Genomic DNA, 24,949 nt, shown 5'->3' on the forward strand with positions numbered 1-24,949 from the left:
CCGGGCAGTAGCTAAACTATAATCTCGTACATAATCGAGTGGAACAGGGAAAGCGTCAGAAGGAGCACAAAGGATTTAAAAACGGGAAGTCAGGTACGCGGTATGGGTGAGTTCGTACTCCAACTAGATGGATTGGGTCTCCAGCAGATGGGCCTCGAATTCGGTGGCGGTGGCCTTATTGGCGGAATCATCGGGTTCGCCGCAAAGAAGATCGCAAAGCTCATCGCCGTCATCATCGGCATCGAGCTGGCACTGTTCAAGTTCCTCGAGACGCGCGGTATTCTCGAAGTAAACTGGGACGCAATTGGCGGAGCCGCACAGAACGCGACCGGCACCGCCGGAGATACGGCGGCGACGCAACCGCCGTCCTGGATCACGTCACTACTTTCGGCCCTGCCGGTCAGTGCCGGTTTCACCGCCGGCTTTCTCGTCGGATTCAAGAAGGGGTAACGCGACGCCGCGGCGTCAGCCGCGCGTACTGATGTCGTCTTCGTCTTTGATTATCTGGGTTTCCGCCTCGCCGCTCGTGTGTTCGTTCACCACGTCGTAGAAGTCGTTCTGCAGGCCGGCCGGGAACGTCATGACGCCAACCCACGAGCCATCGGACTGCCACTCTTCGCGTTCGAGGTCGCCGAACTGTCTGATCTGCGCCTGTGCGCTTCCGGCGTAGTCCGCAGGGACCTGCACAGCGACGGTGACCTCGTCGAACCGGATCGGGATGACCGGCCGGAGCGCATCGAGGGCGTCGTCGACCTGTGCTTCGACGGGCTCCATCGGGTCGACCCGGAAATCCGTTTCTTCGAGGGCGGATTCGATGCGCTCTGGCGGGTGTGGCGCGTCGTCCATCTGCGGGTTGACCGCGTTGCGCGTGATCCGCTGGATGAGCTGTTTGTGTTTTTGTTCCTGCATCTCGCGGCGCTGGTCGGCCGTGATCTGAATCTCCCCCCGCTTGATGACCTCGGGAATGATGGCCATCGGATCGGTGGTGTCAAACACCTCTTCGAGCATGTTCTCGGGCGGTCGATCCCCTCGCGAGGCGTCCTCGAACACGTCCTCCGCGGCGATAACGTCCTCGAGCTCGCCGTCGAAGTCATCACGTTTTATCGCTAGTGCAGCGTCTGGATCCACCAGTACCTCGAACCGCTGGCCGTGGGATTCGAGGCGCGCCGTCACCGCCTCGTCAAGCGATATCATACCCGTCGGTAGCAGTGGGCCAGTTAAAGGCCTTACTGCGTGGTCGGACGGTAAAAAGTCCAGTCGCCCGCGAGGGCTGTCGGAAGGGTTACTCTTCGGTGGCGTCTTCGGCTTCGTCGTCCTCGTCGTCGCCGGTGTCGAGGAGGTCGGCCTCCGCAAGGTGGGTCTCCTTCTCCTCGTCGGTCAGCTGGCCGAACGTCTCCGTTTCGACGTCGACTGTGGCGACGCCGATGCCTTCTGGGGAGAGTTCGTCGTCGTTGACCGACGCGAGGGCGGCCAGCGCGAGGTCGACGCCCTCGTCGATGTCCATCCCCTCGTCGTAGTGTTCTTCGAGGTAATCCCGGATGTCGCCGCGGTCGGCCCCGACAGCGAGGGCCTTCCACTCGTAGGGCGTCCCGGAGGGGTCGGTCTCGAACAGGCGCGGCTCGCCGTTGACGATACCGCCGATGATGAGCGCGACACCGAACGGGCGCGCGCCGCCGACCTGCGTGTACTGCTGGATGTAGTCGGTGATTTCCTTGGTGAGGGTCTCGACGCCGACCGGCTCGCCGTAGCGGAGCTGGTTCACCTGCGCCTGTCGGCGGGCGAAGTCGATGAGCTGTCGGGCGTCGGCGACGTGGCCGGCCGAGGCAATGCCGATGTGATCGTCGGCCTTGTGGATCTTCTCAACCGAGGAGCGCTCCATCAGCGGCGACCGGATGCGCTTGTCCACGGCGAGAACGACGCCGTCGCTCGTTCTGACGCCGATGCTTGCTGTGCCGCGTTTGACCGCTTCGCGGGCGTACTCGACCTGGTAGAGGCGTCCGTCCGGCGAGAAAATAGTGATCCCGCGGTCGTAGGCCTGCTGTTGGTTTTGTCCCTGCATAGTTATCGGAAATCGAGTGCTGTCGCGCCGACGAACGCACCGCCGGAGGCCGTTTCGACATCGTAGCGCGGAGGCCGAACAGTAGCGCTCCGATCTGCGTTCTCGAACACGACGTGTCTCTGTTCAGTGGATTCCGGCGGCCCGCGTATATACTTTTCTTCACAGGCACGCACGGTGCCGCTAATCCCCCGGACACGGACCCGAACCTCGTCGTCATCGACGCTGTCCAGACAGGTCAATGCGGCCCGCGCCGGGTCCATCTGGCCGCGTCTGGTCCGGACGATAGCCTCGGCCGTACCGTCGTAGTCGTGGAACTGGAGGACAGTCATGTCTGTCTCGGCGCTACCGGTGTCGCCAAGCAGGTTCTGGGCGGCGTACCACACCTCGCGCTGGAACGCCCGGCGGTCAAGCGACGCTGTCGGCCACGTCTCGATGCCGACGGCGAGGTATCGCCACCGCGGCCGGAGGTGTTTCGGGAGGTGTTTCATACGCCAGCGTTGGCGCGGAGGACAATGAGCAGTGCGGTGTGAGAGTCGGCCTCGATCACACAGCACAGTACCCCAAGAAGCGAGTCGGTCCGGCGTCGCGTCAGAACAGGCTGTCGGTCGTCACCGCGCCGACGACGCTGAACACAGCCCCGACGCTGATGGCGCGGAACGTAACGACCATCTGGTCGGCCAGAGGAAGCTCACCAAGGAACTGGTCGGGAGCGGTGACCGCGATTGCAAGCGTTCCGACGGAGCCGAACGCGACAAGCAGGACAGAGATGAACCGGACCGGGACGCCGGCGACCGCGGCTTCGCGTCTGGGGTCACGGTCGTTGTCAGCGCCGTACAGCCCGCCGTATCCGATGGCGGCGACAATACAGACGAGGAATACGTTGTGGAAGACGGTCATGTTCAGCGCGAGCGCCCACACCTCTTGGGTCACGACGAACGGGCCGGACAACAGGAATCCGCCGACGATCTGTTGGGCCGTGTCCGCGAGTTTGTGCTTTTGCCGTTCTTTCATACGTCTCGTGTACTCCGGTCGGATGCAAACGCATTCGGGTCAAGTCAGTCGGCTGACGTACCGTGGCAAAAAGCGGAAGCGAGCGGTACTCGCTACATCCCTGCACAGAACCGATACCATCCAGTGAGAGTGGTATCAGCGCCGGTTACTCGATGTCATCCGCATCGCGTTCGAGTCGGACGCCGGGTTCGATGACGGCATCGCTCTGGCGCTCGCGGTTGCGCTCCACGACGCGGCCCCACTCTGTCAGGCCCTCGCGGACGGTGTCGGCGTCGAAACCGATGGTCTCACCGACTGCGATGATATCTCGCGGTGCCCGAATCTGGAGATGGGTGCTCGGCGACGCCGAGACGACGAACGGTGCGCCGGCGTCTTCGACGAGTTCCCGGAGCTTCCGGAGTTCCTTGATGGCCCGGACGCGACTGCCGCCGGAGGATCGGAGCACCGGGCCGAAGTCGAACTCGACGCGGACGCCGTTGTCGGCCGCCGCGTTCGCTAGCACGTGGTTGAAATCGCCGTCCTCGCGCATCGGGTGGGCGAGTACGTCGACGGTCGGTTGCTCGACCGCGAACCGATTGATGCGGCGGTCGCCGCCGTGGACGACGACGACTGTCCGCTCACTTCGGTAGTTCCCGACAAAGCCGCTCGCCCGCGACGGGTCGTCGGCCCGGACCTCGACGCCGGCGGCAACGTCGATGTCGTACGCGTCGCTGATAGCGTCAGCGTCGTATTCGGCCGGCTCGTCGCCGTGGTTCCTGACGACGATGCCGTTGTAGTCCGAGTCGGCGGCCGTCAGCGCGTGCCGGGCGACGGTGCTGCCGCCGTCAGGGTGAGCGTAGACGGCCTCGTACATCACAACTCCTCTAGGAGTTCGCGGGCGTTCTCGACGGCCTTCTCCCGCTTCGCGGGGTAGGCCTCGACTTTCGCCCGGAGCGTGATGCCGTCGCCGCGTTCGACATCGCCGCCGAACGCGGCCTGTTTGTCGAAGGTGAGGAAAAACGAGCAGTTGTCGTCGACCCGGTCGTCCAGTTCCGCACGCACCGCGTCGATATCCGGCGCTGATGCGACCTGTGTGAGAACGTGCCGGATGTCGTCGGCGTTCTCGACGCGAGCCGAGAGGACAACGATGCGGTCGCCGTAGTGCCCTTCGCTCTGTGCGCGCTCGATAGGGTAGTCCTCCGGGAGAAACGTCCGGAGCGCTCCCTCGACGCGCTTGTCGTCCTCTGTCGCGTAGCAGAAGGTCCGGAGGTCGACGTAGTGGAACGGAACCGACGACATCGAGGCCCTACTCGTCCTCGGCGGCTTCGAGGTTGTCCTCGGGGACGCCCTGCTCCTGTCCGTCCTCGAAGGAAACCGTGTAGTTGGCGTCGCCGAACATCGTTTCGACGACCTGCGTGATGGTGCCTTCCTCGCCGTCGTAGTCGCTGTGCTCGTCGTGGAGAATAACGCTGTCGTCCTCTTCAAATGCCATACCGTGCGGTACTCGGTGGCTCGTCAAAAAGGGACTGATTCAGGTTTGCTCAGCCCAACCGCGGGAGCGGTCAGAACGTGCACCTGTGACACATCCTGTCTGGACCATTCGGGACGGATATAAACCTCGATCAGAGTAGACCGGGCAGTGTGCTGACCAGAGACGACCGCTCCGATTGTTCTCTATCGCTTCCGTTACGGAAGGTACGACGTGTATTAGATTAGTCTAAATATTTAGTTAGACAAATAGAATTAAGTATCGGGGGCTTCCACATCCACGTGCGTTCCGTCACCCACGGAACGCGAAGTCGTACAGATCGAGTGAATAGGACGAACCGTCAGGTCGTCACAACAGCCAAAGAGTTCCTGCTACACGGGAGCGTGGCTGTCCTTGTTCGGGCCCTTCCCGTGTTTCGCTACAAATGGGCCAGGACAGACGTGTATCCGCGTCTGCAACTGCCCCGCCAGCGTCAGCAGCACAACGGATTCGGTGGCGAAACCCATGAGATCCGTCACGACAGCCGATCTGTCACAGCAACTGTTATGGGACTCTCTAAACTAACAATCGACATGATCAGCCCACCGCTTTCCCCCATCGAGACGGTTGTTTCGTCGAGGTGTCAGACACAGCTAGGACACAGATGACGAGCGTCGACGACCTGTGGTTCCTCTCCGACGGAGCCTGTCAAACCGCCGAGCAGACGTATCACGACCTCCGGAATCGCTACACGGGTTTTGTCGAATTCACGCGCCACCGCAACGTCCCGCGGAATCGATTCCGGGACGTAGCCACCGTGGCCCAGAATCACGGGGCACCGTACGGAGCGCACACGCTCGCCTACCGATCTACCGGTGAACTCCTGCTCGTCCGTCATGAGGGGGTCGATATGTGGGTTCTACCCGGCGGTGAGATCGACGAAGGTGAATCCCTTCAGGAAGCCGCGCTACGGGAATTAGGAGAGGAGAGCGGCATCGAGGCGACTATCGAAGGACTGGGAATGCTCGGACGGATCGAGTTCTACTGCGACGGCAATATGGCCTGGGGCGTGCTGCCGGTGTACGAGGCCCGGGCGGAGACGGTCGATATCGCCGTCGACGACCCGGATGATGAAATCAGTGAGGCCCGGTGGTTCGACGAACTGCCGGCCGACACGCGCGACCGCGAGGAGATTTTAGAGTGGCGCGGACAGCGGTTCGGCGGCGCGTAATCCACCGATATTGAGTGCGTTATTCCGGCCCGAACGACTGGCCCTCGCGAGCGTCGGCGTTCATCCGCCGGATGGTCGCGCGGGCGTTACTGGCGTCGTAGCCGAACAGCACGGTCTCGGCGTACTCATCGGCCACTTCGACAGCCTTCGAAAGATCGTCGACGTCCACGTCGACGGCATACAGTTCGATGCTGAAGGGTGTCGAGAGTCGGTCCTGCCAGCCTTTCGCGAGAATCTCAAGCCAGTAGGTCGTTGAGTACGCCATGTCGTAGATGGGGACGACGAACTCGTCGACGTACTCGGCGATGGCGTCGATGGCGACGCCGGACCGGGCTTCGAGGTGGCCGGGGTAAGGGTCCGGATACAGCGTGAGGTACATGTCACCGGGTACGCGCTCGCGGGCCTCGGCGACGAACTCCGTGATGACGTTACTGCGCCAGGCTGACCAGTCCTCGAACTCGCTGTCGGCGAAGCGCTGCTCGCAGCGGTCACAGTGGCAGTACTCGTCCCGGGGGAAACCCACGTCGTCGAGGCGGACGTCCTCGTTGACAGCTGCCGCCTCTTCGATGATGTCGAGCAGGCCCTCGCGGTAGCGGTCGTGGGTCGGGCAGACGTACGTCCAGTCGAAGTACGGCTGGTTCCGGGTCGCCGGCGTTCCCTCGTCGTCGAACGCGAGCAGGTCCTCCTCGCTCTCGACTGCGTTGTCGCCGAAACAGGACACCATGTTCACCGCGCCGGCAATCGGTTCGACAGCGCGGCCGGTCACGTCCTTGACCTCGTAGAACGCCCGATCGAACTCGGACCACTCCGTCTCCTCCTCGTTACGGGTGACGACGCCGTACATGCACGCTGGTACGGCGGTTCGCCGGGTAAGGGTTCGGAAAGCGACGGCGCTCTCGCTGACAGTGCAGAAGCCAAGAGAATACTGCCGGCCATCGGGGTACCCCACCCCATACGACGCCGAAGAGGACCAGTGGGCAGGGCGGCCGACAGTAGATTCAGAGGGCGATACAGCCGATTCGCGCAGCCTTACCGCTTGACGACGTACACGAGGGCAAGCGCCATGACCGCGACGAGGGCGATGACTTTCTTTGACATCGTTTCAATAAACGAACACCGATTATAAAGAACTACCGCCGTGCTAATCGTCAGCACGCCCGCCTGTATCAGAGGCGGTATCGGCGTCAGGGCCGGGAATATCGGCCTCGTCGTGGGTTCCGACGGGTGGCCGGTTTACCTCCGCCGCTGACGAGTCTTCGAGGGCAGTCCGGTCGTCAGCGTCAGCCTCGATTGTCTCCATCTCGCCGGCTTCCCGCGCGTCCTGGTCGATACGCATCGAACAGAACTCCACGCCACACATCGAGCAAAAGCGCGCCTCTTTGTAGTTGTCACCGGGGAGCGTCTGGTCGTGGTACTCGCGGGCCCGGTCGGGGTCCAGCGCCAGGTCGAACTGCTCGCGCCAGTCGAAGGCGTACCGGGCTTCCGAGAGGGCGTCGTCCCAGTCCCGTGCCCCCTCCCGGCCGTTTGCCACGTCAGCGGCGTGGGCAGCGATGCGATAGGCCGCAAGTCCGTCCCGCACGTCGGATTTCTCCGGGAGACCGAGGTGCTCTTTGGGAGTCACGTAGCAGAGCATCGCCGCACCAGCACGGCCTGCCTCTGTCGCACCGATAGCGCTCGTAATGTGGTCGTAGCCCGGTGCAACGTCGGTCACGAGCGGCCCAAGCACGTAGAACGGCGCGCCGCCACAGACCTCCTGCTGGCGCTCGACCTGCTCGGCGACTTGGTCCATTGGAACGTGACCCGGCCCCTCGACCATCACCTGTACGTCGTGGTCCCAGGCGGTCCGCGTGAGTTCGCCGAGCGTATCCAGTTCTGCGAACTGCGCGTCGTCGCCGGCGTCGGCGAGACAGCCTGGTCGAAGGCCGTCGCCGAGGCTGAAGGTCACGTCGTACTCACGGAATATCTCGCAGATGTCCTCGAATTTCGTGTACAGCGGGTTCTCCATCCCGTTCTCCTCGATCCACTGGGCAAGGATCGATCCGCCACGGGAGACGATACCCGTTTTTCGGCCGTCGGTCAGCGGCAGGTGTTCCATCCGGACGCCGGCGTGAATGGTCATGTAGTCGACGCCCTGCTTCGCCTGTTTCTCGATGACGTCGAGCAGCAGCTCGTGGGTAATCTCGCTCGCGTCACCAGCGCGCTTGACCGCCTCGTAGATGGGGACCGTCCCGATTGGGACCGGCGAATGCTCGACGTTGGCCGACCGTATCTCGTCGAGGTTACTCCCAGTCGAGAGATCCATCACCGTGTCCGCACCGTAGTGGACAGCAGTGTGGAGCTTCTCCAGTTCGCCCTCGATATCGCTCGTCTCCTCGCTGTTGCCGATGTTTGCGTTGACCTTCGTCGCAAACTCCCGGCCGATGATCATCGGGTCCAGTGAGTCGTGACCGACGTTTGCGGGAATCACCGCCTGTCCGTCGGCGACTTGCTGCCGGACGAACACCGGTTCGACACCTTCGCGCTCTGCGATTCGCTCCATCTCCTCGGTGACGGTCCCGTTCCGGGCCGCTGCTAGCTGCGTCATAATCACTAGGTAATACTACTCGGTTATAAATTTGGGGTGATCGGTCGCGGTAAAGAGACCCTGTCAATACTGGGATTGACCCCAACACCGATGTACGCGAACGTGAAATAGACGAACAATGGCCCGCCGGACCCGCCGTGCAGTACTCACAGCGCTGGGGAGTGGTATCGCCGCAACTGCAGGCTGTGGGGCATTCGGTCAGGAGCGGGTGGACGTACTGGTCGCGGGGAGTTTGCAGAAAGCGGCCAGTGAGACGCTGCAAGCGCAAACAGACGCTGAGATCGCTGTCGAAGCCCGCGGCTCTGTTCAGGCCGCGCGATTGGTCGCCGACGGGAAGCGCGACCCGGCTATCGTCGCGCTGGCGGACCCGACCCTGTTCGACCGGGTCATGAACACTCCCTGGCACGCTGTGGTTGCCAGTAACGAGATGGTGCTGGCGTACAACCCAGAGACAGACGGCGGGGCACGCGTCGCGGACGCGGACCCGTGGTACGCCCCGCTCCGGGGGGACAGCGTCTCACTGGGTCGCACCGATCCGACGCTCGACCCGCTTGGCTACCGGACGCTGTTCGTGCTGGCCCTCGCAGCCGACTACTACGACGAACCCGGCCTGGCTGCTGCGGTTCTCTCGCCGGAGCAGACCTATCCGGAGACGCAACTGCTCGCGCAGTTCGAGACGGGAGCCGTCAACGCTGCGTTCGTCTACCGGAGTATGGCGGTCGAGCGAGACTACCCGTTCCGGGAATTCCCACCGGAGATACACCTCGGTGACCCCACATACGCGGAGCAGTATCAGACCACCAGCTACGAACTGCCAAACGGCACGGCAATCGCCGGCAACCCAATCGAGTACGGGGCCGTCCGCCGTGACGAACAAGAAGCGACGCGTACAGCCTTCGAGGCAGTCCTGTCCGGCGACTGGCTCGCACCACACGGATTTACCGTCCGCCAGGCGTATCCTCGACTAGTGGGAGATGTCCCGAGTACTGTCACGCAGTGAGACTCAGACCGGCCACACGGTCGGCGTGCGCGAACTCGTTCCCGTCCTGGGAGCGGTGCTGCTCCTGTATTTCGTCGTCCCGGTGATGGTACTCGTACTCACGTACTCCCCGACAGCGCTACTGACGAGTCTGACCGAGACGTACGTCATCAACGCCGCGATCACGTCCCTCGTCGCCGCACTCGGCAGTACCACCATCGCTATCGTGTTCGGCCTGCCGCTGGCCTACTGGCTGTCCAAGAACAACGGCGCGCTGGCGACCGCTGCGATGGGGGCCGTCGTCCTGCCGCTCGTCCTCCCACCGGTCGTCAGCGGGATGTTGCTGTTGACCGTCGTCGGCCCGAACGGGCTGGGCGGTCTCACCGATCTGGCGCTGACGCGGTCGCTGCTGGGGGTCGTCGCCGCCCAGACCTTCGTCGCGTCGCCGTTCTTCGTCGTCACCGCCAAGGCCGCCTTTGACGGCATCGACGACCACCTCGAAGAGGCTTCGCGGTCGCTCGGGCGCGACTGGGTCGGGACGATGCGCTCGGTGACGGTTCCGCTCGCAAAGCCCGGCCTGCTCGCCGGCCTCGTGCTGACCTTCGCCCGCGCGATGGGCGAGTTCGGCGCGACGATGATGCTGGCGTACTACCCGCGGACGCTGCCGGTCCAGATTTGGGCCTCGTTCATCTCGGACGGGCTGGACGCAGCGCTGCCCGTGGCGGTGGTCCTGCTCGGCGTCGCGCTCGGGACGCTGCTGATAGTCCACGCCCTGCGGGCGACGCCGTGGCGATAGCCGGTGCGTGAAAACAGCGCCGCCAACTCACCGCTCGTGTGCCCAGAACTCCTCGTCGACGGTGACTTCCTTCTTGAACAGCGGCACCTCCTCCTTTAGACGGTTGATGCCGTCTTCGACAGCACGGAACGCCTCGCCCCGGTGGCCGGCCAGGATGACGACGAAGACGATATCCTCGCCAGCGTCGACCACGCCAGTCTTGTGGTGCAGTCGGACCGCGTGGACGCCATCCCGTGCTTCGAGGTCCCGCCGGAGCGTGGCCATCTTCTCGGCGGCGACTTCGTCGTAGCGCTCGAACTCCAGCAGTTCCGTCGGTGGGTCCTCGGGACCCTCCTGTGCGCGGACTCGCCCGGTGAACGTCGCTATTGCGCCGGAGTAGACCTCGTCCGGGTCCCGCTTTACGTCGGCGACGAGTGTTTCCAGCGTGATGTACGGGTCTCGCTCCTCCATCGCAGTGACGATGTCATCAAGGTCAGCGTCTGCGCCGTGGGGCGCGCGATGCACGACCGGGTCAGCGACCTCGCGGTCGCCGAGGACGACTTTCGGGATGGTCGCGTCCGAATACCCCTCGACAAGTGCGTAGTCGTAATCGGGCGCAAGCGCGTCCAGCGTCTCATCGAGCGTTCGGGATTCACCCGTCGCGTACCACTCGCCGTCGTCAGTGAGCGCGACGGTCTCGGCCGCCCCGGCGTCGCGATGGCGAGCCGTATCTTTCCCGTCGGTGTCGACGTCCGGCGGATGTGTGCAGTGTTTCACCGTCGCGACACGCCCGGTCCCGGAGAGCCGCTGTGTCAACCGCTCGACCAGCGTAGTCTTCCCCGACTCGGAGTGGCCGACGATACCGAGGACTTGCATGCACGCCAGTAGCAGGGCGACGTAGATAGACCTTTTTCATAGCAGCGGCCCGGCTATAGTCAGTCGCGCCGTCTCAGCGGTCGACAGTTTTCTCCACGACGCGGACGTTCTGGATTGCCGTCGTGGGGTACTCGCCGTTGTCGTCTTTCTCGTTGGCCTTCACCATGTCCCAGACGACGTTGAGGCCGGTCGTCACACCCTCCAGCGCTTCCATCTCGCAACCGGTCTTGCCGACCGTCTCGACGGCGACCGTGATTTCAACGGTATCGTCGTCGACATTGAACTCGACGTCGACGTTCGTGATGGGAATCTGGTGGCACATCGGCACCGTCTCCCAGGTGTGTTTCACCGCCTGAATCGCGCCGATGCGGGCCGTCGCCAGCACGTCGCCTTTCTCAACCTCGTCGGCGTCGATGGCGGCCAGCGTGGACTCGGTGAGCCGAATCTGTCCGCGCGCGACCGCGCGGCGCTGGCTCTCGGCCTTGTCGCCCACATCGACCATCTGTGCGTCGCCGTCCTCGTCGACGTGCGTGAAATCTTCGGACATGCCTCCCTGTAGCCGATGCCGGCCCAAAACCGTGCGGGTCCGTGCTACCGGCGGACGAGCCCCAGCAGGTGGCCCACGGCTGGCGCGACGAGTTTCTCCGCGCCCGTTCGGGCGGCGTTCTCGCTGCCGGGGAGACAGAATACCAGACGGTCGTCGACGACGCCTGCCGTCGCGCGCGAGGCCATCGCCATCGGCCCGACTTCTTCGTAGGAGAGCCAGCGGAACAGTTCGCCGAAGCCGGGAACCGGTCGGTCGAACAGCGGTTCGATAGCGTCGACAGTCACGTCGTCGGGCGTGAGGCCGGTCCCGCCAGTCGTCAGAACCACGTCGACACCGTCATCCAGCAGGGCAGCGACGGCGTCCTCGATAGCATCCATCTCGTCCGCGACGAGGCGTCGTTCGGCGATTTCGTGGCCCGCGTCCTCGCAGGCCTCGGCGATGATGTCGCCTGCCGGGTCGTCGTCCAGCGTTCGCGAGGACGAAACGGTGAGAACTCCTATTTCGACCCCTTCGGCGTCGTGGGCGTGATGGTCGTCGTGGGTGTGTTCCCCGTGACTGTGGTCGTGGTCACTGTCGTGTTCATGCTCCGCGTGGCCGTGGCCGTGCTCTCCGTGCTCATGCTCCGCGTGGCCGTGATCCGACTCGTCGTGACCGGTCGTTTCGTCGTGATCGTGTCCCATACTGGGGATGACAGTCGGCGGAAAAATATACCCTCGGCTGGGTGGCCGACGGTCGGGCCGACTCGGACAGAGTGCAAAAGTAGGAACCAGCCGAGAGAGCCGGTGGCTTACTCGTAGTAGGGGAGACGCTCGACGATCTCCGCGAAGGCCACGTTCTCGCGGACCTGATCCATCTCGACGCGGAGACGCTCCCCGACATCTGCGTCGGAGACGATGACGACGTACCCGCCGTCGATACGCGCGACGCCGTCGCCCTTGTCGCCGATGTTTTCGATTTCGACCACGCGCGTCTCACCCTCAGCAACGGGCGGGGACGACGGTCCGAACTCCGGTTCCCGGCTCGGCTCGCCGGACCGCGAATCGGACTGTGGCCCGGATTGGGAACTGGACTGGGACTCTGCCTTTGAGTGGGAACTGGACTGCGGATCGGATTGGGAACCGGACTGTGACTGGGGCGTAGGAGCCTCAGCCGCTGACTGGAACAGTGCGATCCGGTACAGCGTCTCGGGGGCCAGCGTTCCCAGTTCGACCTCCTGTTTCGGAATCTCGATCACGTACGAGTCCTGGTGCTCCTCGACGGGTGCAGTAAAGAGACAGTGAAGATCTGAATCGGTCGCCATTAGTATAATTGGTTGGGCTAGTACCGGAACTGCATTGATTCTGGTGTTTTCGATCCGCCGGGCCGAACGCTGCTAGAAGAGTGGCAAACAGGCTGTGCACGCCTGCTATCGGGCGAGCCGTCGGGCAGCGTGCGGCGATTACTCGAATTCGAACAGCCGACTGAGTTCGCGTTCGATAGCGTCGGTAAACGCCGACAGCACTGTGTCGAACGTCTCTTCGTCGCCCGGCAAAGACTGCGCTCGCGCCGCAGTGTCGTCAGGCAGCCGGACGCTGAACGTCCCGTCGCCCTCGTACACCGGCTCGCTCTCGCTGAGAATCTGCCGATCGATACCGCGAAGGACCTCGGAGTCGTACTGCCCGTGTAACTCTTGATACGCGTTCGAGTATGCCGTTTCGAGCTCCTCGAAGTAGTGGACGTATTTTTCGTCGAACTTCTCGGCGTCGAACTCGGTCATGGATGCAGCGTCGTCGGGGCGAGGGTAAAGGGTTCTGAGACACCGTGGACGCCGCTTACCACTCCCCCGTAACCCCGACTTCACCGGCGAATTGCGTGAAAAACTCATCCATGAATTCTTGACGCGTCCGGCCGAGACGCCGGCCCGGCTGGGTGTACAGCGTATCTAAGCGTTCCTGAGCCCAGCCCTGAAGAAGTCCGATATCCGGAGAATCCGACGTTTCGAGGTCGGCCGCTGACGTGTCATCGATGACGGCATACTTCTCGCCGGTCCGTCCGGACCGTTCGCCGACAATACAGGCCAGTCGGACGAGGCCGCGCGCCCCGGCAGCGTCTAGTTTGTCCGCATCGAAGAGGAGTTTCGCTTCTAGCGTTTTCGGCTCCGGAGAAGTGGCGCGGATGCTGTGTGCCCGGATACAGTGTTTGATACGGCTAATTCGGTCGGGTTCCACACCCTCAGCCGCGAGTAGCTGCGCGGCTTCCACCGTGGCCCATTCGTCGTGGTCCTCGACCTCACCGGCCCGCTCCCGAGGCCGGCCAATGTCGTGGAGCCACGCCGACGCGGCGAGGATATCTCGGTCGACCGAGCCGTCGCAGTCGTTCGCGAGCCGAAGCGCGATGTCCCGGACCCGCTTGGCGTGATACTTGTCGTGTGCTGGAAGGGCGTCTTCGTAGTACGGCAGCGACAACGTTCGAGCAAGGGGACCCAGTTCCTGTGTCATTGGCGGCAGGGGCATCTCACGTGCCGGCTGGAATAACTGCTGTGAAATGTACTAGCTTCGCTGACACATGAATGCGTCGCGCAATAGTCCGCATCAGCGGGAGTCAAGCAGGTCGTCGAGGAGTTTCCGCTGGGCCGCAGCGAGGTGCTCAGTAAACGTCGAAGTGGAGATATCCAGCGCGTCGGCCACGTCACCGGCGGTCGCATCGCGCGGATGTTCGAAATAGCCCATCTCGTGAGCCCGGGTCAGCACCTCGCGCTGGCGGCCGGTCAGTTTCGCGCGGTCGAGCACGACCGGTCGGTCCGTCTCCGTGGACGCGTCTTCCAGTAGCCGCCGGAGTTTGACGGTCTCGCCTTCCGACTGGAGGTCGTCGACAATCTCGCGCAGGGTTGGAACGTCGTCGACGAGAAATGTGACAACGATGGATTCGGTGTCTGCCGAGAACTCCTGAACGACGCAGCCGGCTGCTTCGATACGTTCACACACGCAGCCCTGCCTGGCCGCTCGGGACAGCTGGAAAACGTGTCGTTGGTCGTAGGCGAATACATGGTCTGCGTTCGAACTCACGCTCTGTACCGCTGCCGGCGGCTCGTCGCCGCCTTTGAGTGTGAATTCTTCGACAACGCGGTCGGCACCACCACTCGTTGCGCTCCGCGAGACTGACGACACTGACCACTCCTCATCAGCGTGCGGTTGCACCTGACACGACCGAGGACCGAACACTTCGACCTCGGCAAGCATTCGGCCCGACATATTTGGGAAATGCTCTGGCTGGCATAAGAAAGTCCATGCGAACATGTTCGTATAAAAAACCGCCATATAATGGGCCTAAGATGTCGGGCTGGCAGTTCATCGGGGTGCTGGAACAAACCCCGAACACAGCGACGCAGATAGCCGTTCGAATCGCTGGCGAACCGAGATGACACAAGATTATGAGACGCAACACGATACTCATCGGTCTGTTGATAACAGCGGTGTTGCTGCCGATGTGGTACGTCGCACTGCACGGCGAGCCACCGTCGGAGGAAATCGCTATCGACGAGAGCGTCAGCGACATCCGGCCGCTCGAAAGCCCAGTAGAGACGCCGAACAAACTGTCACCGAGCCAGGTCGGTGTCGTCGTCTGGGTCGCCCTATTCGGTCTGGTTGGCGTGCTGACGGCCGCCCACCAGTTCATGAACAGGGCGGTCCGACCGCCTGACGAGGCCGAACCGGTCACTGACGGCGGGACCGTCTCGCTGCCGTGGCTCAACACGGAGCACCGCTGGGTCGTCGAGTACCACGACGCCTCGGACGCCATAGAGGGACTCGTCGCCATGAGCGGACTGACGGTCCTCTCTATCGTCTTCGCGGCGCTGTTCACCGGCGAGTACCTCACGCTCGCCCGCACCCAGTACTTCGGGCTGTACGCGACCGGGATGTTCCTCTCGCTCGCGCTCTTGACGGTCGCGTACTACGCCTGGTTCATGCCACACGTCGAAGTCGCCGAACTCAGGGGGCACGAATGATAGAGTATCCGAAACCCGACGACGACGACGAGGAACAGGGCGACGACTGCTCGTGTGACGGGGCCACCGGGACATCTCCAACGCTGTACGGGGACGCCCGTGCGGAACTCCGCCGGCGTGACTTCGCGAAGTTCCTCGCGACCGTCGGCGGCCTGACTGCCGTCGCCAGCCTCACCGCGCCCCTCGCCAGCACCACGCAGGTGTTCGAGCGAGGCTACAAGGGACCTGTGTACTCCGACGGCATCCACCTCGTCGACGGCGAAGGCGAGCGTATCACCGAGGGCCGGCTCTCCGAAGGCGAACACATGACTGTGTTCCCGGAGCCTCGTCCCGGCATTGAGGACGCACCGACGTTACTGGTGCGCTACGCCGAGTCTGACTACGGCGGCGACGTCTCGGAGGGGTTCACAGTCAACGGCTACGCCGCCTTCTCGAAGGTGTGTACCCACGCCGGCTGTATGGTCTCGGATCGGGAGGAGGATCTGGTCGTCTGTCCCTGCCACTTCGGGAAATTCAACGTGCTGGAGGGGGCGGCGGTCAGCGGCGGCCCGCCGGGGCGACCGCTCCCACAGCTTCCGATTACGATGACCAGCGACGGATTCCTCGTCGCCACCGGCGACTTCGAGGGGCCAATCGGCCCGGGGGGTGAGTGATGTCCCGCGCCAAAGCCGTCTACGACTGGTTCGACACGCGCCTCGATCTTGAGAACGGCCAGAAGTTCCTCGGCAAGGCGTTCCCGGCCGAGGACTCGTTCCTGCTGGGCGAGGTGGCGCTGTTCTGTTTCCTCCTCCTGATCCTGTCGGGGATCTTCCTCGGGTTCTTCTTCGAACCCTCGACCTCCGACGTAGAGTACGACGGCAGCGTCCAGAAGTTCCAGGGCGAGGAGATGCCCGAAGCGTTCGTCTCGGTGTTGCACATCACCTACGACGTGCCCTTCGGGATGTTCATTCGCCGGCTCCACCACTGGGCGGCCCACCTCTTTGTCGCCTCGATAGGGTTGCACATGTTACGGGTGTTTTTCACCGGTGCATACCGCAATCCGCGGGAGCCCAACTGGATCGTCGGCACCGGCCTGGCGGCCCTCTCGATGGGCGCGGCGTACACCGGGTACGCCTTACCGTTCGACGAGTTTGCTGCCACAGCGACAGGCATCGGCTACAACCTCACGATATCCATCCCCCTGTTAGGTGATTTCCTCGGCCAAGTGGTGTTCGGGGGTGAGTTCCCCTCAAGCGCCACCATCCCGCGGCTGTACTTCCTGCACATCCTCGTGATACCGGCGGCCATCGCCGTGGGCCTGGCCGTCCACATGGCCATCCTCATCAGACAGAAACACACCGAGGCCCCGCGGGACGGCGACGTGACGGCCGGCCGCCAGTCCGTCGACGAGGACGACGACGACATCATCATCGGCCTGCCCGCGTTCCCGAACCAGGCCGCCGTCTCCGCGGTGGTGTTCTTCGTCACGGCGGCGACGCTATCGGCGCTTGCTGGCCTGCTGCCGGTCCACAACGTCGCCGAGTACGGGCCGAACGACCCCGCGGCCACGCCGGAACTCATCATGCCGGACTGGTTCCTGATGTGGGTGTACGGCTTCCTGAAGCTCCTGCCACAGATCAGCTTCAGCATCGGCCCGGCCCACATCAACGGGGAGTTCGTCGGCGGCATCGTCCTCCCGGGGCTGGTGTTTGCCGCCGTCGCCGCCTGGCCGTTTATCGACCGGACGGAGCCGACACATTTCACCGCGGACCCGCTGGACCGGGCCTGGCAGACCGGTGTGGGCGTGGCCGCCGTTGCGTTCATTATGATCGCCTCAATTGCGGGGATGAACAACATCCTCGCGGACCAAGTGCTTGGAACGACGACGAACGTGGTCAACCCCATCCTAACAGCCGCGTTGCTCATCGTCCCACCCATCTTCGGCGGCATCACGTACCTGCTGTTGCGCGACGGCGAGCCCACGCCGTCACAGGAGGGCGACGTGGCCGCGGACGGCGGCTCCGTCGGGGACGAACCGGACAGCACCGAACCGGAGGGAGACGGATGACTGCAAGCGTCCAACTGACTGAGAAACAGTATCGCCTGCTGGATACGACGAGCAAGCTGGTCGGCCTCGTGCTGGTCGCCGCCGGCCTCGAAGTCGGCGGCGGCACGCTCGCCGGCATCGCGCTGGCCGTGGCCGGCACTGCCTGCGCGACTGCGACAGTGTTCATCACCAATGAGTAGAAACGACCTGACCGACGACGAAACGAACAGTGCGGGAATCAGTCGCCGCGACTTCGTGCGCGGTCTCGGTGCCGCGTCGCTACTGGGTGCGACGGGGCTGTCCTTCGCCGACGACGGCATGGACGGCCTCGAAGCGGTCGACGACCCCATCGGGTCGTATCCGTATCGGGACTGGGAGGACCTGTACCGCGACGAGTGGGACTGGGACTCCGTCGCCCGCTCGACCCACAGCGTCAACTGCACCGGCTCCTGTTCGTGGAACGTCTACGTCAAGGACGGGCAGGTCTGGCGTGAGGAACAGGCCGGCGACTACCCGACGTTCGACGAGAGCCTCCCGGACCCGAACCCGCGGGGCTGCCAGAAGGGGGCCTGTTACACGGACTACGTCAACGCAGACCAGCGCGTGCTCCATCCGCTCCGTCGCACGGGCGAACGCGGCGAGGGCCAGTGGGAGCGGATTAGCTGGGACGAGGCGCTCACCGAGATCGCCGACCACGTCATCGACGAGGTGCAGGCGGGTCGGTACGACGCGATCTCGGGATTCACGCCGATTCCGGCGATGAGTCCGGTTTCGTTCGCCTCCGGCTCCCGGCTCGTCAATCTGCTCGGCGGCGTCTCACACAGCTTCTACGACTGGTACTCGGACCTGCCGCCGGGCCAACCGATTACGTGGGGCACCCAGACGGACAACGCCGAGTCCGCCGACTGGCACAACGCCGATTACATCATCGCCTGGGGGTCGAACATCAACGTCACGCGCATCCCCGACGCGAAGTACTTCCTCGACGCCGGCTACGAGGGCGCAAAGCGGGTCGGTATCTTCACCGACTACTCCCAGACGGCCATCCACACCGACGAGTGGCTCTCGCCACACGGCGGAAGCGACACCGCGCTCGCACTTGGCATGGCCCGGACCATCGTCGACGAGGGGCTGCACGACGAGGAACATCTCAAAGAGCAGACCGACATGCCGCTGCTCGTCCGGGAGGACACCGGGAAATTCCTCCGGGCTAGCGAGGTTGGTCTCGCTGAGGACGCCGACGACCCCGAGAAGGTGTTCGTCATGGTCGACGCCGACGGGAACCTCCGCCGTGCGCCCGGTTCGCTGGGCGAACGGGACGGCCAGCACGACCACTCGAAGAGCATCGAACTCGACTTCGACCCGCAGTTATCGGTCGAGCGGAGCGTCGACACCGACGAGGGTAGTATCGCGGTCCGCTCGGTCTGGGAGAACCTCACCGACGAACTCAGCCAGTACACGCCCGAAGTCGTCCACGAGGAAACCGGCGTCGGCGAGAACACCTACCAGCGAGTCGCACGTGAGTTCGCCGAGGCCGACGCCGCCAAAATCATTCACGGTAAGGGCGTCAACGACTGGTACCACAACGATCTGGGCAACCGTGCAATCCAGTTGCTCGTGACGCTAACGGGGAATCTGGGCGACCCCGGTACCGGGCTGGACCACTACGTTGGACAGGAGAAAATCTGGTCGTTCCACGGTTGGAAGGTGCTCTCGTTCCCGACTGGAAACGTCCGCGGCGTCCCGACGACGCTGTGGACGTACTTCCACGCGGGTATCCTCGACAACACGGACCCGGACACGGCAGAGAAGATACGAGAGTCCATCGACAAGGGGTGGATGCCGGTCTACCCCGAGGAACGGGACGACGGGAACCGGCCGGACCCCTCGACGATGTTCGTCTGGCGGGGGAACTACTTCAACCAGGCGAAGGGCAACGTCGCCGTCGAAGAGCAGCTCTGGCCCAAGCTCGACCTCGTCGTCGACATCAACTTCCGGATGGACTCGACGGCGATGTACTCCGACATCGTCCTGCCGGCCGCCAGTCATTACGAGAAGTACGACCTCTCAGAGACGGACATGCACACCTACGTGCATCCGTTCACGCCCGCGGTCGAACCCCTCGGAGAGGCCAAGACCGACTGGGAGATATTCCGCCTGATCGCCGAGAAGATACAGGAGCGCGCCCGGGAACGCGGTGTCGAGCCCATCGAGGACCGGAAGTTCGACCGGACCATCGACCTGACGACGATACACGACGACTACGTCCGTGACTGGGAGACCGGTGAAGAAGAAGGGCTCGTCGAAGACAAAGCCGCGGCGGAGTTCATCCTCGAACACTCCGAGGAGACCAACCCCGAGGACAGCGACGAGCAGATAACCTTCGACGACATCGACGAGCAACCACAGCGGTTCCTCGAAGCTGGCGACCACTGGAGTTCCGACATCAAAGACGGCGAGGCGTACGTCCCGTGGCAGGACTACGTCCACGACAAGAACCCCTGGCCGACCTTCACCGGCCGCCAGCAGTACTACATCGACCACGACTGGTACCTTGAACTCGGCGAGGAACTCCCGACCCACAAGGAGGGACCCGAGAACACCGGCGGGGACTACCCGCTGTCGTACAACACGCCCCACGGCCGCTGGTCCATCCACTCGACGTGGCGCGACGACACCAAGATGCTCAGGCTCCAGCGCGGTGAACCCGTGGTGTACATCAACCCCGAGGACGCCGAGGAGCGGGGGATCGAGGACGGCGACACCGTGGAGGTGTACAACGACCTCGGGAGCGTCGAGGTGCAGGCGAAGATCTACCCCTCCAGCGAACCGGGGACCGTCCGGCACTTCTTCTCCTGGGAGAAGTTCCAGTACCCCGACCGGGACAACTTCAACACGCTCGTCCCGATGTACATGAAGCCGACCCAGCTGGTCCAGTACCCGGAAGACACCGGGGAACACCTGCACTTCTTCCCGAACTACTGGGGGCCCACCGGGGTCAACAGCGACGTGCGTGTCGATGTCCGACCGAGCGGAGGTGACACCGAATGAGTACCGACCAACAGGACGAACAGGGAGAGGAAGACACGCTGGTCAACGTCGCCGACGGCGTCGACCACCAGGTCGCGATGGTAATGGACCTGAACAAGTGCATCGGCTGCCAGACGTGTACGATCGCCTGCAAGAACCTCTGGACGGAGGACGGCGGCAGCGAGTACATGTACTGGAACAACGTCGAGACCAAGCCCGGCGAGGGCTACCCCCGTGGCTGGGAGGACTCCGGCGGCGGCTGGGAATCGAGCGAGCATTCGGACCGCTCGCCCGGCGAGATTCCAGACGAGGAGGACTACGGCCGCGCCTGGGAGTTCAACCACGAGGAGATCATGTACGAGGGCAGCGACGAGCCGCTGCGGCCCCGCGACGGCGCGGAGTGGGGGCCGAACTGGGACGAGGACCAGGGGGCCGGCGAGTACCCCAACAGCTACTACTTCTACCTGCCGCGCATCTGCAACCACTGCACCCACCCCTCCTGTGTCGAGGCCTGCCCGCGCTCGGCGTTGTACAAGCGTCAGGAGGACGGCATCGTCCTCGTCGATCAGGACCGCTGCCGGGGCTACCGCTACTGCGTCGAGGGGTGTCCCTACAAGAAGGTGTACTACAACACCGTCTCAAAGAAATCAGAGAAGTGCATCTTCTGTTACCCCCGCATCGAAGGGGAGGGTCCTGAGGGCGAGACGTTCGCCCCGGCCTGTGCCGAGGAGTGCCCGCCACAGCTCCGATTGGTCGGCTTCCTCGACGACGAGGAGGGCCCGATCCACAAACTCGTCAACGAGTACGAGGTAGCCCTCCCGCTCCATCCGGAGTTCCGCACCCAACCCAACGTCTACTACATCCCACCCTTCGCCCCCGGCCAGCACACGGAGGACGGAGAGACTGTCGACATCGACCGTATCCCGCGGCAGTACCTCCGGGAACTGTTCGGCGACGGCGTCGACGAAGCGCTGGACACTATCGACGCCCACCGGCAGCGCGTTCGACAGGGTGGTGACAGCGAACTAATGGAACTGCTTCAGGACAAGAACCCGGCCAAACAGTACCGGCTGGAGGTGTTCGACGATGAGTAGCGAGCCGCTACGCGGCTCGGAAACGCGAGCGGGCGATGCCCGCGAGCGGCCCCAGTTGGCCGCGCCGGAGCGTGCTCAGGGGGTGGGCAACGATGGCTGACCACCGACGCACACTCACACTCACAGCGGTGCTTTCGGCGCTCATTGTCGTTTCGACGGTGGCTGCACCGATGGTGAGCGCCCGGCCAGCACACGAGATTCCGGTTTCGGAGGTATCGACGGCTGACCTCGCCGAGCCAGACGCCGACGGCTGGGAGGAGGTCCCGGCCTCAGACGTGCCGCTTTCGAGCGCTCCGAGTAGCGTTCCGAACGCTGACGACACGTCCGTCGAGACGGTCGACGTGCAGGCGGCGCGCACTGACCAGCGGCTGTACGTCCGCCTGGAGTGGCAGGACGCGACCCGGGACACGAACGCCAGCACCCCCCGGCAGTTCGCCGATGCGGTCGCGGTCCAGTTCCCGGTCAACACGAGTTCTCGGCCGCCGATAGCGATGGGCGGCCCCGACAACCGCGTCAACGTCTGGTACTGGAGCGGGTCGACCGGGACGCAGGAACTGCTGGCCGGCGGCGCTGGCTCGACCACGCCGTTCCAGAACCCGACCGTGCAGGCGAACGCGAGTCACAGCGGTACGGGTGGGAACGCCACCTGGACGGTAGTCTACTCGCGACAGCTTGACGCGCCGAGCGAGAACCGGACCGATCTGCGGACCGACGGCGACCTCGACGTGGCCTTCGCCGTCTGGAACGGCTCCAACGGCGAGCGGTCCGGGCAGAAGGCAGTCAGCGAGTGGCATTACTACCCGTTCAGCGGCGGCCCGCAAGGTCCGCCCTACGAGACGCTACTGTGGACCCTCGCCGGCATCGCCATCGTCGCTGTCGTCGGCGTCACCAGCTTCGGCATCTACCGCACGCGGGGGGCCGAGTAATGGCGACCACGCCAACTGACCCGATGGACGACATCGACGAGGACGCCGCTGCTCGCGGTGCAGTGTACGCGACGCTCGCCAAAGCGTTCGAGTACCCCAAGGAATCGTTCCACAGCGCGGCGGCCGACGGGACGCTGGAAGCCGATTTGAGAGCGTGTCTCGACCGGTCAGGCCTCGACGTGACTGTTCCATCGCTTACCACCGAGGACGACTACGAGACGCTCGCGGCCCGCTACAACGACATCTTCGAACTCGGCTACAGCGAATACACGGACCGGACCGACGGCTCGCTCGAAGCGGAGGGGCCGCCGGTCCCGCTGTACGAGTCCAAGTACCGGCCGGACCATTCCTGGAACGACGTGAACCTCGACCTGTCGCGTGCCTACAGTCACTACGGCCTGGAAATCGACCAGAACGAGCGGGACAACCACGACGCGCTGACCTACGAGCTGGAGTTCGCGGGCTATCTGGCCCGCCGTGAAGCCGCCGTCGGCGAGGACGCCGCGATCGCTCGGCTGGACTTCCACGACCGGCACCTCGGCCACGCAGCGGCCGGCGTCGCGGACCGACTGGCCGACGAGCCAGGGACCGACATCTACGGCGGCTTCGGCGAGCTACTGGAGGCGTTCGTCCGGGCCGACCGCAACGACCTCGCGGAACAGTTGGAGGGCGAGCGATGACGGCGGCGCTACAGCGACGGGTCAGACCGCTGCTACACGGCGGAAACCATTCGGTCGCGGACCTCGCGGTCGGCGCTGCGGCCGTCGCGGTCGCCGCCCGGTACTTCGCCGTCCTGTTCGTCAACGCACCGGGGTACGGCGGCGTCCCGATTTCGCCCGGCCTGGCGACAGGAGTGTCAACGGTCGTCGTCGCCGCCGCGGCGATCGCCGTGGCCGTCACCGACGCCGACCCGCACACCGGCATCGGCCTACTGTTCGTCGGCGTGTTCGGTCTACTGTCGATGGTCAGTAGCGCCGCGGCGCTGCCGGCGGCTGTCGCAATCGTCCTCGGGACGGCGACCGTCGCCGCCGTCGCGGGCCGACGGCTAGACCTCACCTCTACCGCCACGGCCGCCCTGCTCGTCGCGGCGCTGAGCATCGGACTAGCGAGCGGCGTCGGCGGCTGGACGGGCCTCCGATCGGTGGCCTCCACCGTGGCGCTACTCGGCATCGCGTCAACGCCGGCGTTCGCCGCGACGAACTGGGCCTCGCTGTCAGCGGCAGACTGGGGCGCAGTAATCGGCGGCCTCGCCGCCTTCGCCGTCGTTCTGAGCGTCGGTCGCGCCGTCCCGTTCGTTACGGGCGCGGTCACGCTCACGGGAACCGGCGTCGTCGGAACGAGTCTGCCGGTCATCGCACTGGCCGCTGCCGGTGCGGTGACGACGGCCAGCGCGGCCAGCCGAACGCGGCGGTGGCCGCTGCTCGCCGGCATCGCGCTGGTCGCATTTGCGGGCGTCCCGGGCTCGCTCCCTCGTGCGCTCCCGTTCGCGCTCGGCATCGCCGTCCTCACCGCACAGGAGGGAGCACAATGACGGGGTGTCACGACGGTGACGAGTTCGAGAAACACCTCGAAGAGGACCCGGACCCGCAACTGGACCCCGAGCGCAGCCCGGGCCTACACACCGACATCGAAGCGCTGGAAGACATCGAGGTATCCCGCGAGGACGTGACAATCGGCGAGGCCACGCCGGAGGAACTGGCCGCCAGCGACACGGAACCCGTCGAGGACGACGCGGTGGCGTCGCTGCTCTCGGACATCGAACACGGCGAGAAGACCGACCGCCGACGCGCCGCTCTCGAACTCAAGGACCGCGGGACGACGGACAAAATCGTGGCGGCGCTGGCCCGCGCCGCGACGACCGACGACGACAGCGACGTGCGCCAGTTCGCCGTCGAGGCACTTACGGCCCACGGCGGAGAGCGGGCCGCGGCGGTGGCGGTGGAATTGCTCGACGACCCCGACCCGTGGGTCCGGGCCGAAGCCGTCGTCACGCTCGACAACGTCGACCGCGAGGCCCACGAGGACGATATCGCGGCCGCCATCGACGACGACCACCACGCGGTCCGGCGCAATGCGGCCATCTCGCTGTTCAAGCTTCGCGGTGAGGAAATGGCCGACCTGCTGTTAGAACAGAGCCGCGACGACAGCGAGCGGGTACGCGAGTGGGCCGCCCACATGCTCGGCGGCGTCGACGAGGACCGCGCCCGCGAGCGACTGCACGAACTCACCGACGACCCGGCCACCGTGGTCCGACAGACCGCCGAACGGTCGCTCGACGTGGACCCCGGACGGTTCCGACGGCAGTTCGGCGGCGCGCTGGAGAACGACGCCCGACTGCTGCCCGGCGAAGACAGACTCAATCGGATGCCCGACCTCTGA

The 24,949-nt window shown here is 64.4% G+C and carries 30 protein-coding genes; 14 read left to right on the forward strand and 16 right to left on the reverse strand.

Annotated features, from left to right (window positions below; genetic code table 11):
* Positions 1–102: 102 nt before the first annotated feature.
* A complete protein-coding gene (locus ACYJ11_RS19790) occupies positions 103–450 on the forward strand; it encodes an FUN14 domain-containing protein (protein WP_188980043.1) in 348 nt (115 codons plus the stop codon).
* 15 nt (positions 451–465) lie between these two features.
* Here ACYJ11_RS19790 and ACYJ11_RS19795 read toward each other — a convergent pair whose 3' ends face one another.
* From ACYJ11_RS19795 to ACYJ11_RS19825, 7 genes are all read right to left on the reverse strand, one after another.
* A complete protein-coding gene (locus tag ACYJ11_RS19795) occupies positions 466–1,194 on the reverse strand; it encodes a ribosome assembly factor SBDS (RefSeq protein ID WP_005534040.1) in 729 nt (242 codons plus the stop codon).
* Between the two features lie 88 nt (positions 1,195–1,282).
* Positions 1,283–2,059 carry an archaeal proteasome endopeptidase complex subunit alpha gene (gene psmA, locus ACYJ11_RS19800; protein ID WP_461649140.1) on the reverse strand — a complete coding sequence of 259 codons (777 nt, stop codon included), beginning with the start codon at positions 2,057–2,059 and terminating at the stop codon, positions 1,283–1,285.
* 2 nt (positions 2,060–2,061) lie between these two features.
* Positions 2,062–2,547: an Rpp14/Pop5 family protein gene (locus tag ACYJ11_RS19805; protein ID WP_461649141.1), complete on the reverse strand. Its 486-nt coding sequence runs from the start codon at positions 2,545–2,547 to the stop codon at positions 2,062–2,064.
* Positions 2,548–2,647: 100 nt separating this feature from the next.
* Positions 2,648–3,070 (reverse strand): DUF2391 domain-containing protein, encoded by a 423-nt coding sequence (locus ACYJ11_RS19810; RefSeq protein WP_170096326.1) that lies wholly within the window; start codon positions 3,068–3,070, stop codon positions 2,648–2,650.
* Positions 3,071–3,215: 145 nt separating this feature from the next.
* Complete coding sequence (locus ACYJ11_RS19815) at positions 3,216–3,923, reverse strand: RNase P subunit p30 family protein (RefSeq protein ID WP_461649142.1); 708 nt, start codon at positions 3,921–3,923, stop codon at positions 3,216–3,218.
* Positions 3,923–4,348: an RNA-binding protein gene (locus tag ACYJ11_RS19820; RefSeq protein ID WP_005534034.1), complete on the reverse strand. Its 426-nt coding sequence runs from the start codon at positions 4,346–4,348 to the stop codon at positions 3,923–3,925. Before ACYJ11_RS19820 ends, ACYJ11_RS19815 begins: the two co-directional genes overlap by 1 nt.
* A 7-nt stretch (positions 4,349–4,355) precedes the next feature.
* The gene (locus ACYJ11_RS19825; RefSeq protein WP_004515500.1) at positions 4,356–4,541 is read right to left on the reverse strand and encodes a hypothetical protein; all 186 of its coding nucleotides are present in this window, start codon (positions 4,539–4,541) and stop codon (positions 4,356–4,358) included.
* A 640-nt stretch (positions 4,542–5,181) separates the two neighbouring features.
* On the opposite strand from ACYJ11_RS19825, the gene ACYJ11_RS19830 reads away from it, so the two are divergent.
* Entirely contained in the window at positions 5,182–5,748 is a 567-nt protein-coding gene (locus tag ACYJ11_RS19830; protein ID WP_461649143.1) for an NUDIX hydrolase, read from the forward strand.
* A gap of 19 nt (positions 5,749–5,767) precedes the next feature.
* Here ACYJ11_RS19830 and ACYJ11_RS19835 read toward each other — a convergent pair whose 3' ends face one another.
* Positions 5,768–6,592, reverse strand: coding sequence for a hypothetical protein (locus ACYJ11_RS19835; protein WP_461649144.1), 825 nt, complete (start codon positions 6,590–6,592; stop codon positions 5,768–5,770).
* Positions 6,593–6,889: 297 nt separating this feature from the next.
* Positions 6,890–8,332, reverse strand: coding sequence for a phosphomethylpyrimidine synthase ThiC (gene thiC, locus ACYJ11_RS19840; RefSeq protein WP_461649145.1), 1,443 nt, complete (start codon positions 8,330–8,332; stop codon positions 6,890–6,892).
* 118 nt (positions 8,333–8,450) lie between these two features.
* On the opposite strand from thiC, the gene ACYJ11_RS19845 reads away from it, so the two are divergent.
* On the forward strand, positions 8,451–9,332 hold the full coding sequence (locus ACYJ11_RS19845) for an extracellular solute-binding protein (protein ID WP_461649146.1): 882 nt from the start codon (positions 8,451–8,453) through the stop codon (positions 9,330–9,332).
* Positions 9,307–10,107 carry an ABC transporter permease gene (locus tag ACYJ11_RS19850; protein WP_188850907.1) on the forward strand — a complete coding sequence of 267 codons (801 nt, stop codon included), beginning with the start codon at positions 9,307–9,309 and terminating at the stop codon, positions 10,105–10,107. The genes ACYJ11_RS19845 and ACYJ11_RS19850 overlap by 26 nt, the downstream gene beginning before the upstream one ends.
* Positions 10,108–10,134: 27 nt before the next feature.
* On the opposite strand, the gene ACYJ11_RS19855 is transcribed toward ACYJ11_RS19850, so the two are convergent.
* The 7 genes from ACYJ11_RS19855 to ACYJ11_RS19885 form a co-directional block, all read right to left on the reverse strand.
* Positions 10,135–10,962 (reverse strand): molybdopterin synthase, encoded by an 828-nt coding sequence (locus ACYJ11_RS19855; protein WP_461649147.1) that lies wholly within the window; start codon positions 10,960–10,962, stop codon positions 10,135–10,137.
* A 73-nt stretch (positions 10,963–11,035) separates the two neighbouring features.
* A complete protein-coding gene (gene moaC, locus ACYJ11_RS19860) occupies positions 11,036–11,509 on the reverse strand; it encodes a cyclic pyranopterin monophosphate synthase MoaC (protein WP_188980027.1) in 474 nt (157 codons plus the stop codon).
* Positions 11,510–11,553: 44 nt separating this feature from the next.
* On the reverse strand, positions 11,554–12,189 hold the full coding sequence (locus tag ACYJ11_RS19865) for a MogA/MoaB family molybdenum cofactor biosynthesis protein (RefSeq protein WP_461649148.1): 636 nt from the start codon (positions 12,187–12,189) through the stop codon (positions 11,554–11,556).
* A gap of 107 nt (positions 12,190–12,296) precedes the next feature.
* Positions 12,297–12,809, reverse strand: coding sequence for a TRAM domain-containing protein (locus tag ACYJ11_RS19870; RefSeq protein WP_461649149.1), 513 nt, complete (start codon positions 12,807–12,809; stop codon positions 12,297–12,299).
* A gap of 138 nt (positions 12,810–12,947) precedes the next feature.
* Positions 12,948–13,265: a DUF5783 family protein gene (locus ACYJ11_RS19875; RefSeq protein ID WP_461649150.1), complete on the reverse strand. Its 318-nt coding sequence runs from the start codon at positions 13,263–13,265 to the stop codon at positions 12,948–12,950.
* A 55-nt stretch (positions 13,266–13,320) separates the two neighbouring features.
* Positions 13,321–13,986, reverse strand: coding sequence for an HD domain-containing protein (locus ACYJ11_RS19880; RefSeq protein ID WP_461649183.1), 666 nt, complete (start codon positions 13,984–13,986; stop codon positions 13,321–13,323).
* Between the two features lie 93 nt (positions 13,987–14,079).
* Positions 14,080–14,739 carry a helix-turn-helix domain-containing protein gene (locus ACYJ11_RS19885; protein ID WP_461649151.1) on the reverse strand — a complete coding sequence of 220 codons (660 nt, stop codon included), beginning with the start codon at positions 14,737–14,739 and terminating at the stop codon, positions 14,080–14,082.
* A gap of 179 nt (positions 14,740–14,918) precedes the next feature.
* Here ACYJ11_RS19885 and ACYJ11_RS19890 point away from each other — a divergent pair, with 179 nt between their 5' ends.
* The 10 genes from ACYJ11_RS19890 (at position 14,919) to ACYJ11_RS19935 (ending at position 24,949) form a co-directional block, all read left to right on the forward strand.
* A complete protein-coding gene (locus tag ACYJ11_RS19890) occupies positions 14,919–15,494 on the forward strand; it encodes a hypothetical protein (protein WP_461649152.1) in 576 nt (191 codons plus the stop codon).
* A complete protein-coding gene (locus tag ACYJ11_RS19895; protein WP_461649153.1) occupies positions 15,491–16,147 on the forward strand; it encodes a QcrA and Rieske domain-containing protein in 657 nt (218 codons plus the stop codon). Before ACYJ11_RS19890 ends, ACYJ11_RS19895 begins: the two co-directional genes overlap by 4 nt.
* Entirely contained in the window at positions 16,147–17,541 is a 1,395-nt protein-coding gene (locus ACYJ11_RS19900; protein WP_461649154.1) for a cytochrome b, read from the forward strand. Before ACYJ11_RS19895 ends, ACYJ11_RS19900 begins: the two co-directional genes overlap by 1 nt.
* Positions 17,538–17,720: a hypothetical protein gene (locus ACYJ11_RS19905; RefSeq protein ID WP_461649155.1), complete on the forward strand. Its 183-nt coding sequence runs from the start codon at positions 17,538–17,540 to the stop codon at positions 17,718–17,720. The genes ACYJ11_RS19900 and ACYJ11_RS19905 overlap by 4 nt, the downstream gene beginning before the upstream one ends.
* Positions 17,713–20,571, forward strand: coding sequence for a nitrate reductase subunit alpha (gene narG, locus ACYJ11_RS19910; protein WP_461649156.1), 2,859 nt, complete (start codon positions 17,713–17,715; stop codon positions 20,569–20,571). Before ACYJ11_RS19905 ends, narG begins: the two co-directional genes overlap by 8 nt.
* Positions 20,568–21,644, forward strand: a complete 1,077-nt coding sequence (gene narH, locus ACYJ11_RS19915; RefSeq protein WP_461649157.1) for a nitrate reductase subunit beta — start codon at positions 20,568–20,570, stop codon at positions 21,642–21,644. The genes narG and narH overlap by 4 nt, the downstream gene beginning before the upstream one ends.
* Positions 21,645–21,736: 92 nt before the next feature.
* Positions 21,737–22,570, forward strand: a complete 834-nt coding sequence (locus ACYJ11_RS19920) for an ethylbenzene dehydrogenase-related protein (RefSeq protein ID WP_461649158.1) — start codon at positions 21,737–21,739, stop codon at positions 22,568–22,570.
* Positions 22,570–23,250, forward strand: a complete 681-nt coding sequence (locus tag ACYJ11_RS19925; RefSeq protein ID WP_461649159.1) for a molecular chaperone TorD family protein — start codon at positions 22,570–22,572, stop codon at positions 23,248–23,250. The genes ACYJ11_RS19920 and ACYJ11_RS19925 overlap by 1 nt, the downstream gene beginning before the upstream one ends.
* Positions 23,247–24,101: a phosphate ABC transporter permease gene (locus ACYJ11_RS19930; RefSeq protein ID WP_461649160.1), complete on the forward strand. Its 855-nt coding sequence runs from the start codon at positions 23,247–23,249 to the stop codon at positions 24,099–24,101. The genes ACYJ11_RS19925 and ACYJ11_RS19930 overlap by 4 nt, the downstream gene beginning before the upstream one ends.
* Complete coding sequence (locus ACYJ11_RS19935; protein WP_461649161.1) at positions 24,098–24,949, forward strand: HEAT repeat domain-containing protein; 852 nt, start codon at positions 24,098–24,100, stop codon at positions 24,947–24,949. Before ACYJ11_RS19930 ends, ACYJ11_RS19935 begins: the two co-directional genes overlap by 4 nt.

It is taken from the genome of Haloarcula sp. H-GB5, from assembly GCF_054850705.1.

Excerpts from the sequence above, each read along its gene's own strand:
- ACYJ11_RS19790 (WP_188980043.1), top strand. The coding sequence starts at position 103 with ATGGGTGAGTTCGTACTCCAACTAGATGGATTGGGTCTCCAGCAGATG.
- ACYJ11_RS19795 (WP_005534040.1), bottom strand. The coding sequence starts at position 1,194 with ATGATATCGCTTGACGAGGCGGTGACGGCGCGCCTCGAATCCCACGGC.
- psmA (WP_461649140.1), bottom strand. The coding sequence starts at position 2,059 with ATGCAGGGACAAAACCAACAGCAGGCCTACGACCGCGGGATCACTATT.
- ACYJ11_RS19805 (WP_461649141.1), bottom strand. The coding sequence starts at position 2,547 with ATGAAACACCTCCCGAAACACCTCCGGCCGCGGTGGCGATACCTCGCC.
- ACYJ11_RS19810 (WP_170096326.1), bottom strand. The coding sequence starts at position 3,070 with ATGAAAGAACGGCAAAAGCACAAACTCGCGGACACGGCCCAACAGATC.
- ACYJ11_RS19815 (WP_461649142.1), bottom strand. The coding sequence starts at position 3,923 with ATGTACGAGGCCGTCTACGCTCACCCTGACGGCGGCAGCACCGTCGCC.
- ACYJ11_RS19820 (WP_005534034.1), bottom strand. The coding sequence starts at position 4,348 with ATGTCGTCGGTTCCGTTCCACTACGTCGACCTCCGGACCTTCTGCTAC.
- ACYJ11_RS19825 (WP_004515500.1), bottom strand. The coding sequence starts at position 4,541 with ATGGCATTTGAAGAGGACGACAGCGTTATTCTCCACGACGAGCACAGC.
- ACYJ11_RS19830 (WP_461649143.1), top strand. The coding sequence starts at position 5,182 with ATGACGAGCGTCGACGACCTGTGGTTCCTCTCCGACGGAGCCTGTCAA.
- ACYJ11_RS19835 (WP_461649144.1), bottom strand. The coding sequence starts at position 6,592 with ATGTACGGCGTCGTCACCCGTAACGAGGAGGAGACGGAGTGGTCCGAG.
- thiC (WP_461649145.1), bottom strand. The coding sequence starts at position 8,332 with ATGACGCAGCTAGCAGCGGCCCGGAACGGGACCGTCACCGAGGAGATG.
- ACYJ11_RS19845 (WP_461649146.1), top strand. The coding sequence starts at position 8,451 with ATGGCCCGCCGGACCCGCCGTGCAGTACTCACAGCGCTGGGGAGTGGT.
- ACYJ11_RS19850 (WP_188850907.1), top strand. The coding sequence starts at position 9,307 with ATGTCCCGAGTACTGTCACGCAGTGAGACTCAGACCGGCCACACGGTC.
- ACYJ11_RS19855 (WP_461649147.1), bottom strand. The coding sequence starts at position 10,962 with ATGCAAGTCCTCGGTATCGTCGGCCACTCCGAGTCGGGGAAGACTACG.
- moaC (WP_188980027.1), bottom strand. The coding sequence starts at position 11,509 with ATGTCCGAAGATTTCACGCACGTCGACGAGGACGGCGACGCACAGATG.
- ACYJ11_RS19865 (WP_461649148.1), bottom strand. The coding sequence starts at position 12,189 with ATGGGACACGATCACGACGAAACGACCGGTCACGACGAGTCGGATCAC.
- ACYJ11_RS19870 (WP_461649149.1), bottom strand. The coding sequence starts at position 12,809 with ATGGCGACCGATTCAGATCTTCACTGTCTCTTTACTGCACCCGTCGAG.
- ACYJ11_RS19875 (WP_461649150.1), bottom strand. The coding sequence starts at position 13,265 with ATGACCGAGTTCGACGCCGAGAAGTTCGACGAAAAATACGTCCACTAC.
- ACYJ11_RS19880 (WP_461649183.1), bottom strand. The coding sequence starts at position 13,986 with ATGACACAGGAACTGGGTCCCCTTGCTCGAACGTTGTCGCTGCCGTAC.
- ACYJ11_RS19885 (WP_461649151.1), bottom strand. The coding sequence starts at position 14,739 with ATGTCGGGCCGAATGCTTGCCGAGGTCGAAGTGTTCGGTCCTCGGTCG.
- ACYJ11_RS19890 (WP_461649152.1), top strand. The coding sequence starts at position 14,919 with ATGAGACGCAACACGATACTCATCGGTCTGTTGATAACAGCGGTGTTG.
- ACYJ11_RS19895 (WP_461649153.1), top strand. The coding sequence starts at position 15,491 with ATGATAGAGTATCCGAAACCCGACGACGACGACGAGGAACAGGGCGAC.
- ACYJ11_RS19900 (WP_461649154.1), top strand. The coding sequence starts at position 16,147 with ATGTCCCGCGCCAAAGCCGTCTACGACTGGTTCGACACGCGCCTCGAT.
- ACYJ11_RS19905 (WP_461649155.1), top strand. The coding sequence starts at position 17,538 with ATGACTGCAAGCGTCCAACTGACTGAGAAACAGTATCGCCTGCTGGAT.
- narG (WP_461649156.1), top strand. The coding sequence starts at position 17,713 with ATGAGTAGAAACGACCTGACCGACGACGAAACGAACAGTGCGGGAATC.
- narH (WP_461649157.1), top strand. The coding sequence starts at position 20,568 with ATGAGTACCGACCAACAGGACGAACAGGGAGAGGAAGACACGCTGGTC.
- ACYJ11_RS19920 (WP_461649158.1), top strand. The coding sequence starts at position 21,737 with ATGGCTGACCACCGACGCACACTCACACTCACAGCGGTGCTTTCGGCG.
- ACYJ11_RS19925 (WP_461649159.1), top strand. The coding sequence starts at position 22,570 with ATGGCGACCACGCCAACTGACCCGATGGACGACATCGACGAGGACGCC.
- ACYJ11_RS19930 (WP_461649160.1), top strand. The coding sequence starts at position 23,247 with ATGACGGCGGCGCTACAGCGACGGGTCAGACCGCTGCTACACGGCGGA.
- ACYJ11_RS19935 (WP_461649161.1), top strand. The coding sequence starts at position 24,098 with ATGACGGGGTGTCACGACGGTGACGAGTTCGAGAAACACCTCGAAGAG.